The sequence below is a fragment of the Winogradskyella sp. genome (assembly GCF_965228925.1).
Lineage (GTDB): Bacteria > Bacteroidota > Bacteroidia > Flavobacteriales > Flavobacteriaceae > Winogradskyella.
On sequence record NZ_OZ245845.1, the window covers coordinates 1,554,697 to 1,566,458 of the forward strand.

At 38.7% G+C, this 11,762-nt stretch carries 6 protein-coding genes; all 6 read left to right on the forward strand.

The genetic code is table 11. From position 1 onward, the window contains the following. Window positions 1-11: 11 nt before the first annotated feature. The 6 genes from ACO052_RS06430 (at window position 12) to ACO052_RS06455 (ending at window position 11,580) form a co-directional block, all read left to right on the forward strand. Window positions 12-2,318 (forward strand): glycoside hydrolase family 65 protein, encoded by a 2,307-nt coding sequence (locus ACO052_RS06430; protein ID WP_422107181.1) that lies wholly within the window; start codon window positions 12-14, stop codon window positions 2,316-2,318. A gap of 44 nt (window positions 2,319-2,362) precedes the next feature. Then, window positions 2,363-4,324, forward strand: a complete 1,962-nt coding sequence (locus tag ACO052_RS06435) for a glycoside hydrolase family 13 protein (protein ID WP_422107182.1) — start codon at window positions 2,363-2,365, stop codon at window positions 4,322-4,324. Between the two features lie 2 nt (window positions 4,325-4,326). Then, a complete protein-coding gene (locus ACO052_RS06440) occupies window positions 4,327-5,301 on the forward strand; it encodes an alpha/beta hydrolase (RefSeq protein ID WP_422107183.1) in 975 nt (324 codons plus the stop codon). Between the two features lie 59 nt (window positions 5,302-5,360). Next, window positions 5,361-7,799 carry a TIM-barrel domain-containing protein gene (locus ACO052_RS06445; protein ID WP_422107184.1) on the forward strand — a complete coding sequence of 813 codons (2,439 nt, stop codon included), beginning with the start codon at window positions 5,361-5,363 and terminating at the stop codon, window positions 7,797-7,799. 116 nt (window positions 7,800-7,915) lie between these two features. After that, window positions 7,916-9,814: an alpha-amylase family glycosyl hydrolase gene (locus ACO052_RS06450; RefSeq protein ID WP_422107185.1), complete on the forward strand. Its 1,899-nt coding sequence runs from the start codon at window positions 7,916-7,918 to the stop codon at window positions 9,812-9,814. Window positions 9,815-9,894: 80 nt separating this feature from the next. Then, window positions 9,895-11,580: an alpha-amylase family glycosyl hydrolase gene (locus ACO052_RS06455; RefSeq protein ID WP_422107186.1), complete on the forward strand. Its 1,686-nt coding sequence runs from the start codon at window positions 9,895-9,897 to the stop codon at window positions 11,578-11,580. The last annotated feature ends 182 nt before the right edge of the window (window positions 11,581-11,762 follow it).

Below are 11,762 nucleotides of genomic sequence, written 5' to 3' on the forward strand. Positions count from 1 at the left end.
TTAAAATATACATGAATTTAGATTATATCATACCCAATGATTGGTCGATCTTAGAAGAAGGATTTGATCCAGACAATGTAAAAGCTTCAGAAAGCTTATTCAGTATTGGAAACGGTGCCATGGGGCAACGTGCAAATTTCGAAGAAAGATATTCAGGACCTACTTTTCAAGGCAGTTATATTGCCGGAGTTTACTATCCAGATAAAACGCGAGTGGGCTGGTGGAAAAATGGCTATCCAGAGTATTTTGCAAAAGTACTCAATGCGCCAAACTGGATAGGAATCAATGTGTTTATCAATGATGAAGCACTAGATCTTCACACCTGTAAAAAGGTGGAAAACTTTAAAAGAGAACTCAATATGAAAGAAGGTTGGTTGTCTAGAAGTTTTGTGGCAACGCTTCAAAATGATATTCAGATAGAAGTCTTGGTAAAGCGTTTTCTGAGCTTGGATATTGACGAATTAGGGGCTATTAATTATTCAGTTAAGCCTTTGAACTCTGATGCAACGATATCCTACAGGCCTTACATAGATAGTGGAATTACCAACGAAGACACCAATTGGGACGATAAGTTTTGGGATACCTTAAATGTAAGTCACGAAAACAATCAGGCATTTATCCAGGCCAAAACCATGAAGACGGATTTCTACACCTGTACGTTCATGGAATCCCAAGTATTTATTGATGGGAAATCCGTGATCATAGAACCGAATATTAGTGCGGATTCTAATAGTGCTGCATTTAGTTATAGCTATAGCGTTAAACAAAATGAGACCTATACCTTGCATAAATTTGGTGGTTATACTGTTGATAGAAACCACGATAAATACGAACTGGTCACTGCGGCAAAGCAAGTTTTAGAGAAAGCTAAGGCCTCTGGTTTTGAAGCTTTGCTAGACAATCAGAAAAGAGCATGGGCAAAGATTTGGGATATGGCGGATATCACCATTGATGGTGATGTGAAGGCGCAGCAAGGCATTCGATTTAATATATTTCATTTAAACCAAACTTATTTAGGAACCGATGCCCGATTAAACATTGGACCCAAAGGGTTTACTGGCGAAAAATATGGAGGCAGTACGTACTGGGATACCGAAGCCTATTGCATTCCATTTTATATGGCGACGAAAGATCAGAGTGTCGCTAGAAACTTATTGACCTACAGGTATAAGCATTTGGAAAAAGCCATTGAAAATGCCGAAAAACTGGGCTTTACTAACGGAGCAGCATTATATCCAATGGTCACAATGAACGGTGAAGAATGTCATAATGAGTGGGAAATTACCTTTGAGGAAATTCATAGAAATGGCGCTATTGCGTTTGCTATTTTCAATTACCATCGTTATACAGGTGATTATAGTTATGTTCCGGAAATGGGGCTTGAGGTGCTTATCGCTATTGCACGTTTTTGGCATCAAAGGGCAACATTCTCCACAGATAAAAATAAGTATGTCATACTTGGTGTCACGGGGCCTAATGAATATGAAAATAATGTCAATAACAATTGGTATACCAACTACATCGCGCAGTGGTGTATCAATTATACTATTGAGAATATTGCACGTGTACAATCAGATTATGCTACAGATTACACACGTGTTATGCACAAAGCTAAATTATCGAAAGCTGAAATTAGTGATTGGCAAAAGGTGGCCGATAATATGTTCTTTCCATATTCAGAAAAACACAAGGTCTATCTGCAACAAGATGGTTTCTTAGATAAGGAATTAATTACGGTTTCCGATTTGGATAAATCACAGCGACCTATCAACCAAAAATGGTCGTGGGATAGAATCTTGCGGTCTCCTTATATAAAGCAAGCCGATACGCTGCAAGGGTTTTATTTCTTTGAGGATCACTTCAGTATCGACGAACTGGAACGTCATTTTGATTTTTATGAACCTTTTACGGTTCATGAGAGCTCATTGTCACCTTGCGTACACAGTATTCAGGCCGCTAAATTAGATCGAATGGAACAGGCTTACACCTTCTATTTAAGAACATCGCGATTGGATTTAGATGACTATAACCATGAGGTTCATGAGGGCTTGCATATTACATCGATGGCAGGGACATGGATGAGCATCGTCGAGGGCTTTGGAGGTATGCGCATTAAGAATAATACACTGAGCTTTGAACCAAAAATTCCAAAACAATGGGAAGCGTATTCCTTCAAGGTGAATTTTAGACATCAAATCATTAAGGTCAATGTATGTCAGGGCCATACACACTTCGAATTGGAAGGCGATAAGGATTTACAAATTATGGTGAATGGAAAATCGATATGGATTTCGCCAAATAATTTAGTGACCGTATAGCGTGATGGACGACTCCAAATCAAGAACATTAAAATATTAGTAATATGAAACATTTATTTAGAGTTCTAAGCGTATTTCTATTCGTTTTTGCGATGTCTTGTAAAGAACAACCATCAAACACTGGTGAGGAGGCTTCTAACGAACCAGTGGTGGAAGCTAATGATATTGAAAAAGTAGAGCCACCCCATTGGTGGATCGGATTTAAAAACCAAAACCTACAGCTTTTGGTCAAGCATCCAAATATTGGCGGGGCGACACCAGAGATTTCACATTCAGGAATAGCACTAGTTAAAGTGCATACTGCGGATAGTCCTAACTATTTGTTCTTGGATTTAGAAGTTTCGGAAGCGGCTAAGCCAGGTAAATTCAATATTGTGTTTAAGCAAGCAGATGGAACGGAGCTGACACAAACTTATGAGTTGAAGGATCGCGAAAAGTCTGCTGAAGATTATGTTGGTTTCAATAGTTCTGATGCGATCTATTTAATTACTCCAGATCGCTTTGTTAATGGTATTACCACCAATGACACACCATTGGGTATCGAGGGAAAACCAACAATGTTAGAACGAACTATAGATAGAACAGATGATTATGCAAGACATGGTGGAGACATCGTTGGCGTTACTAATCATATAGATTATATCCATGACTTAGGGTTTACGGCCGTTTGGCCACAGCCGCTTCTTACTAATGATATGAAACAAGGGTCGTATCATGGTTATGCTGTGACAGATTTATATGAGATTGATCCGCGTTTCGGAACACTAGACGAATATAAAGACTTATCTACCAAGCTTAAGGAAAAAGGTATGAAGCTTATTATGGATCAAGTAGCAAACCATTGTGGCTTATACCATTGGTGGATGCAAGATTTACCATTTAAAGACTGGGTAAATCTTCAGAAAAACTATGAGGAAAACATTGAAAATTGGGGCAATGCCTATACCATCAACTCTAATCACAGGCGTACAACCAATCAAGATATTTATGCTTCGGAAGCCGATAGAAAAGGCAATAACGAGGGGTGGTTTGTCGCCGCTATGCCCGATTTAAATCAGCGTAATCCCTTTATGGCTAAATATATCATTCAGAATAGTATATGGTGGATTGAAACGGCGCAGTTAGATGGTATTCGTCAAGACACTTATCCCTATCCAGATAAAGATTTTATGAGTGATTGGGCCGGAGCTATTATGACCGAATATCCTAACTTTAGTATTGTAGGAGAAGAATGGAGTTACAACCCATTATTAATTGGCTATTGGCAAGAAGGCGCCAATAACAAAGATGGTTACGATTCAAATCTAAGGTCCACAATGGATTTTGCGATGCAGCGCAAAGTTGTTGAGGGTCTTAATGAAAAAGAATCATGGGATAAAGGCTTAGTGAAAATTTATGAAGGTTTAGCTAACGATTTTCATTATCCAAGCCCAAAAGACATTTTGATATTTCCGGATAACCATGATATGAGTCGTATTTTCACGCAATTGGATGGCGATATAGAAAACACCAAAATGGCATTAGCGACCTATGCTATGATGCCTAGAATCATCCAGATGTATTATGGTACTGAAATCTTGATGAATGATTTTGAAAAACCAGGGGATCATGGCCTTGTAAGAACGGATTTTCCAGGCGGCTGGCAAGGCGATGCTGTCAATGCTTTTTCAGGTGAAGGTCTTACTGAAGCACAAAAGGACATGCAGTCTTTTGTAACAAAACTGTTTAATTACAGAAAAAACAGCAAGGCTATACACGATGGTAAAACCGTGCACTTTGCACCATTTAGCGGTACCTACTTTATGTATAGAACATTAGGTGATGAAACCGTTGTTTTAATCCTGAACAAGAATGAAGACATTATCACGATAGATCTCAATTATCAGGAGGAAATGGGATTAAAAGGTAAAACGCTTAAGAATATCATAACTGGCGAAACTGTAAAATGGGGAGACGTCATGGATTTAAAATCTAAGGGAGTTACCATACTTACTACAAAACTTTAGTCATGAAAAAAGGGATATTTATTTTAGGGTTTTGCATCGCGTTTTTTTCGTGTAAAAATGAAAAAACAAAAGACATTCCAGATGAGAAAGATACTTTAAGTCTCGCTTACAACGTAGAGCCTGTTAATGGAGCTAAACTATATGGTGGACAACTCATGCGAATTGATAGCTTTCCATCAAAATATATCACACCAAGACCAGTGGATGTTTGGTTGCCAAAAGGTTACACAGAAGACAAAACATATGCGGTCCTGTATATGCACGATGGACAAATGCTATTCGATAGCACAGCGACGTGGAATAAACAAGAATGGAAAGTTGATGAATGGGCAAGTCGACTTATGGATGAAACCAAGACCAAAGACTTTATTGTTGTCGCTGTTCACAATATTGCAAAGATTCGTTGGCAAGATTTATTTCCTCAAAAAGCCTTTGACTATATCGATGATACTGTAAAAGATTCTCTGGTAGACATTGCAGGTAAAGGGAATATAAAACTCAATGGTGATAATTACCTAAAGTGCATAGTGAAGGAAATTAAACCCTTTATCGATAAAAAATATGCGGTGCTTACAGACCCATCAAATACCTATGTTATGGGGTCTAGTATGGGGGGCTTAATGTCCATGTATGCCATTTCTGAATATCCTGATGTTTTTGGAGGTGCAGGATGCCTTTCAACACATTGGGTAGGTGCCAGACCTGTAGATGACAATCCTTATCCAGAGGCCATATTTAAATATATGAGCGATAATTTTCCTAAGGCAGGAAACCATAAAGTCTATTTTGATTATGGGAACAAAACCTTAGATCAGTATTATCCCCAATATGCGCCTAGAGTCGATGCGATTTTAAAGGAAAAAGGATTTACAGATGTGAATTCTAAAAACCTATTCTTTGAAGATACAGAGCATTCTGAAAATTCATGGAATCAAAGGTTAGATCAACCCTTACAATTTTTATTGGGTAAAGATTAATAGCAAATCTCGGACCTCATAGAGAGTTATATGTTCTATGAGGTCTTTAAAGTCTTAAAATGAAAAAAACGATTCTCTATATAGCATATGTGCTGTTTGCGACTTCGGTAACAGCTCAGAATTACGAACGTACATTTGAGTCTTTTTCTAGAACAGAAGATGGAGCGCCACGTGTAAAAGTAGATGATGGGACTTATATTTTTTTAGCCTATTCCCCTGAAATTGTCGAAGTCACTTTTCTGCCAAATGGAGAACAATGGGATAAAGATTCACATGCCGTTATCCTAAAACCTGATGTTTCAAATTTTGAAGTTACCGAAAGAGGGGAAGACATAGTATTGAGAACAAGTGGAGATCTCTATATTACAATAGATAAAAGTCCATTTCAAATCTCGTATTATTATAAGGAAAAACTAATACTTTCCGAGAAGCGTGGCTACTATAAGAGTCAGCACGACCCCATGGATTTGGTAAAGGACAATGTTGTCGCCAATGAAACCGAAAAGATAGAGTTTAATCTAACCGATGACGAAGTTTTATACGGTGGCGGCGCCAGAGCCTTAGGAATGAACCGACGCGGCTATCGTTTACCATTATTCAATAGGGCACATTATGGCTATCAAACCCATAGTGAGCTAATGAATTACACTATGCCCATTGTTGTATCGTCAAACCAATATATGATTCATTTTGATAACGCCCCCATAGGGTATTTAGACCTTGATAGTAAAAAGGATAATACATTAACCTACGAAACTATTTCTGGTCGTAAAACCTATCAAGTTATCGTCGGTGATACATGGTACGACCTTATCGATAACTACACAAATTTAACAGGAAAGCAGCCTCTGTTACCGCGTTGGGCACTTGGGAATTTTTCGAGTCGCTTTGGCTATCATACCCAAGAGGAAACGGTGAATACAATTAAAAAATTTAGAGAATACAATATTCCTGTAGATGCCATAATACTCGATTTATATTGGTTTGGGAAAACCATTAAAGAGACCATGGGCAATCTTGAGTTCTTGAGGGATTCGTTTCCTAATCCGAAGCAAATGGTAGCGGATTTAAGAGCTAAGGATGTTGAAACCATACTTATAACTGAGCCTTTTATCCTAACAACATCCAATCGATGGGATGAGGCGGTAGAAAAAAATATCCTAGCAAAGGATACTCTAGGTAAACCTGCAACCTATGACTTTTATTTTGGCAATACCGGAATCATCGACATTTATGATGACAAAGGTTATAATTGGTTCAAGGATATCTATAAAGATTTAACAGATTTTGGCATCACCGGATTTTGGGGGGATTTAGGAGAACCCGAAGTGCATCCTAACTGGGTGCAGCATGCCACAGGATCGGCTGATGAGGTCCACAATATCTATGGACATGATTGGGCAGGACTCGTTTATGAAGCAAGCTTAGAAGCCAATCCTAACCAAAGACCATTTATTCTGATGCGAGCAGGTTATTCAGGGTCTCAGCGCTATGGCTTAGTGCCTTGGACAGGAGATGTGAGCCGTAGTTGGGGAGGATTTCAACCACAACCAGAAATTTCCTTGCAAATGGGTATGCAAGGTATTGCCTATATGCATAGTGATTTGGGCGGATTTGCAGGTGCTAACCTAGATGATGAATTATATGTACGGTGGTTGCAGTATGGGGCGTTTCAACCTATTTACAGACCACATGCAAATGAAGAGGTGGCGAGTGAACCCGTTTATAGAAGTGAAAAAGCGAAGCGACTAGCCAGCTATGCCATACAAATGCGCTATCGACTTTTGCCTTACAATTACAATTTAATGGCCATTAACCATATGGAAGGTGCGCCTTTGATGCGACCCTTATTTTTTGAAGAGCCAAAGAACAAAGACTTGTTTACCTATTCAAAAACCTATTTATGGGGTCAGGATATTTTGGTGTCACCGGTTTTAGAAGCGGGTAAAAAAGAGCAGGAGGTCTACTTTCCTAAAGGCTCTAATTGGTTCGATATAGAATCTGATGAGATCATAGAAGGTGGTCAAACAAAAACGGTGAAGCTCAATGAAGCTTTTATTCCGGTATATGTTCGCGCTGGTGCTTTTATACCACTTGCAAAAGCCATGCAATCCACAAAAGATTACGATGATAGTCTCATTCAATTGCAGTATTATCACGATAGTACAGTGCTAGAATCCGAACGTGAATTTTATTTCGATGACGGACAAACTGTAGATGCTGTTGAAAAAGAAGCCTATCAAATGCTGGAATTTGAAGCGGAAATAGAAGGGCGTTGGTTAGAAATAGATTTAGAAGCAGAAACAGGTAAAAACTATTCGGCAGAAACGAAAACCATAGAATTGACCATTCATAATATTGAAACACAACCCAAGCGAATAAAAGTGGATAAGGAGAAGGTGAATGGCACTTATAATTCAAAGTATAGAACCTTAACACTTAACATTACTTGGGATACGTCAGAAGAGAAAGAAATACGAATTAAACTCGGTAAATAGAATGTCAGGCTGAGCGCACGCGTGTCGCCATAGCTTTTCAGCCGTCGTAGCCTTTTGCTACTATGGCGAAGTCGGCTAGCGTAAGCACAGTCGAAGCCTCATTATATATAATAAACATGAATAGAAATCTTATATCCACAATTGCACTCATGCTAATATTTACCGTGGCATGCAAAAATGATCCAAAAGACACCACTATAGCTACTGCCAAAACTGAAGAAATAAAGTCAGAAATGAAGAAAAAAGAAGTTGTTTATCAGGTTTTTACACGACTGTTCGGAAATACCAATACGACCAACAAACCTTGGGGTACACTTGAAGAAAATGGTGTTGGAAAGTTCAATGATTTTACGGATAAAGCGCTTTCTGAAATTAAGGACTTAGGCGTTACACACATTTGGTATACGGGTGTGCCACACCACGATGTTATTACCGACTACACTAAATATGGGATTTCTAATGACGATCCGGATATTGTAAAAGGTAGAGCAGGCTCTCCTTATGCGGTGAAGGACTATTATAATGTTAATCCAGATTTAGCAGAAAATGTAGAGAATAGACTCCAAGAGTTCGAAGCTTTGATAGAACGTACGCACAAAGCAGGACTTAAAGTCATAACCGATATTGTGCCCAACCATGTGGCAAGGAATTATCAAAGTTTAACTAATCCAGAAGGCACAAGCGATTTTGGTGAGGAAGATGACAAAACGATAACTTATAGTGTAAATAACAACTTTTATTATAATCCTGGAGAAGCTTTTGAAGTGCCTGTCTGGAAAAACGATTACCAACCTTTAGGAGGTGAAAACCATCCATTGGCGGATAGCAAATTTGATGAAGTCCCAGCAAAATGGACGGGTAATGGATCAAGAGCATCACAACCCGATATGTACGATTGGTATGAGACGGTGAAAGTTAATTATGGTATTAGTCCTGAAGGAAAAAAAGATTTTGACGAGTTGCCCGAAGGTTTTGAAAATGAAGATTACAAAAAGCATTATGAGTTCTGGAAGGATAAAACGGTACCAAGCTCGTGGGTGAAATTTAAGGACATTGCACTCTATTGGACGGCCAAAGGCGTAGATGGTTTTCGATTTGATATGGCGGAAATGGTACCCGTAGAGTTTTGGAGTTACATGAATTCGCATATTAAAATGAAAAATCCAGATGCATTTTTATTGGCGGAAGTGTATCAACCACATTTGTATCGCGATTACATCAAGAAAGGAAAAATGGATTATCTGTACGATAAAGTACAATTGTACGACACTTTAAAACATGTAATGCAAGGTCATGGTAAAACGGATCACATCCCGCCAATTCTAGATGAGCTGAGCGATATAGAACACCACATGCTCCACTTTTTGGAGAACCATGATGAACAGCGCATCGCTAGCCCGGATTTTGCAGGTGATGCTTTAAAAGGAAAACCGGCTATGGTTGTTTCAGCGACATCAACAACAGCACCAACTATGGTATATTTTGGTCAGGAGTTTGGTGAGCCGGGAGCCGAGGACTTAGGATTTGGAGATCCAACACGTACGACAATTTTCGACTATGGTTCAGTGCCTAGTATGGTACGTTGGGTCAATAACAAAAACTTTGATGGAGGTCAATCGACCAAAGAGGAATTAGAGTTGCGCGACTTTTATAAGCGTTTGCTCAATTTTACCATTAACAGTTCTGCATTAATGGGTAACTATCAAGATATTCACCTGTATAATCAGCAAAACACCGAATGGTATAATGACAAAGTATTGAGTTTTGTGCGTTGGTCAGATGATGAACAGTTAATAATGGTTTCAAACTTTAATGCCCAAAACACCTATGGTTTTGAGCTGCAGCTACCGGAAGATCTGGTCAATCAACTGAAGCTTCAGGATGGTGAATATAAAGTAGAAGACCAGTTGTATAATACCTACAGTTCTACCTTAAAAGTAGAGAATGGAAAGGCTCAGGTGCGTATAGATATTAAACCTTTAGAGTCGTTTATTTTAAGAATTGAAAAAGAATAATGTCACTTCGAGTGCTACGCCTTTCTCAGTCTTATAAGGCGGGCAGACAGTCCAGAAGTTTCATCTAACAACAAACAGATATGAAAAAAACAGTCACATTAATGATGCTTTGCTTTATGCTTACAAACTGCAAAAATAACCCGTCAAAAGAAGAAGTTGATGCCAATGTTGTAAAGCCTACAAGTTCTGTAGATACACCATTTGTCTGGGAAGGTGCTAATCTGTATTTTTTGCTAACGGACCGTTTTAATAATGGAGATCCATCTAACGATATTAATTTCGATAGAACTAAGAAAACAGGTAAGCTTCGAGGTTTTGAAGGTGGTGATATAAAAGGTGTTACTCAAAAAATTAAGGAAGGCTATTTTACGGATTTGGGCATCAATGCCATTTGGATGACTCCGATTGTAGAACAAATTCATGGAGGTACAGATGAAGGTACAGGAGTGACTTATGCATTCCATGGCTATTGGGCTAAGGACTGGACCAATATCGATCCCAATTATGGAACCAAAGAGGATTTGCATGAGCTGGTTAAGGAAGCCCATGCAAAGGGCATTCGGATAGTTCTGGACGCCGTTATTAATCACACGGGTCCAGTGACAGAAAAAGATCCTGTTTGGCCTAAGGAATGGGTGCGTACCGATAAACAATGTTCGTACGACAATTACGAAAATACTGTCAGCTGTACTCTAGTAGCCAATCTACCGGATATCAAAACCGAAAGCAATGACAATGTAGAGTTACCGCCACAATTGGTAGAAAAATGGAAAGCCGAAGGTCGCTATGAGCAAGAAGTCCAGGAATTAGATACATTTTTTGAAAGAACAGGTCATCCGAGAGCACCGCGATTTTATATCATGAAGTGGTTAACCGATTACATCACCGAATTTGGTGTAGATGGCTATCGTGTCGATACCGTAAAACATACCGAAGAATATGTATGGCAGGAATTCAAAAAAGAATGCGATTACGCTTTTGCTCAATTCAAGAAAAATAACCCTGAAAAAGTAGTTGATGACAATAATTTCTATTTAGTTGGTGAAGTGTACAATTATAACATTAGTGGAGGCCAATTATTTGACTTTGGCGATAAAAAAGTCAACTATTTTGACCCACCAAGTTTTCAAAGCTTAATCAATTTTGAATTTAAGTGGAACGCCAAACAAATGGGTTATGAGGATATGTTTAAGAAATACCACGAGCTTTTATCTACGGATTTAAAGGATTTTGGAACCTTAAATTATCTGAGTTCTCATGACGATGGAAGCCCCTATGACGCCTCACGCAAAAAACCATTTGAGACCGCTAATAGATTATTATTATCTCCAGGAACCTCTCAAGTGTATTACGGTGACGAATCTGCACGACCCTTAGTCATCGAAGGGACTGAAGGAGATGCGACATTGCGGTCTTTTATGAATTGGGGTGAGATTGAAAGCAACAACGAGACAAAAGATGTGTTAGCCCATTGGCAAAAATTAGGGCGGTTTAGAGCAAAGCATCCCGCCATAGGTGCTGGAACACATCAAATGATTACTCAAAAACCTTATGCATTTTACCGAAGTCTGCAAAAAGGCGATTATAAAGATCATGTAGTCATCGGTTTAGAACTGGACAAAGGAGAAAAAACTTTAGATGTATCTAAGGTCTTTGAGAATGGGGATGTGTTACACGATGCTTACTCAAATCAAGATATCACAGTTGCCGATGGAAAAGTGGTTATTAATTCGGCGTATGATATTGTTTTATTAGAGAAGAAATAATAAAGGTCTTTTCTAGTTAATCACTGAGGTTTTTTGCTTTTCCAAGCTCTTGCAGATTGCAGACAGACGGGTACAAGTTAACAAGTCTCAGTAGTGCAATTTATGCAGACAACTTTTAAACTAATAGTATCATCGTTGACTGTTTGTTAGGGTTGTGTGCTAAAGTAGAATTGAATAAGCTA

Excerpts from the sequence above, each read along its gene's own strand:
- ACO052_RS06430 (WP_422107181.1), top strand. The coding sequence starts at position 12 with ATGAATTTAGATTATATCATACCCAATGATTGGTCGATCTTAGAAGAA.
- ACO052_RS06435 (WP_422107182.1), top strand. The coding sequence starts at position 2,363 with ATGAAACATTTATTTAGAGTTCTAAGCGTATTTCTATTCGTTTTTGCG.
- ACO052_RS06440 (WP_422107183.1), top strand. The coding sequence starts at position 4,327 with ATGAAAAAAGGGATATTTATTTTAGGGTTTTGCATCGCGTTTTTTTCG.
- ACO052_RS06445 (WP_422107184.1), top strand. The coding sequence starts at position 5,361 with ATGAAAAAAACGATTCTCTATATAGCATATGTGCTGTTTGCGACTTCG.
- ACO052_RS06450 (WP_422107185.1), top strand. The coding sequence starts at position 7,916 with ATGAATAGAAATCTTATATCCACAATTGCACTCATGCTAATATTTACC.
- ACO052_RS06455 (WP_422107186.1), top strand. The coding sequence starts at position 9,895 with ATGAAAAAAACAGTCACATTAATGATGCTTTGCTTTATGCTTACAAAC.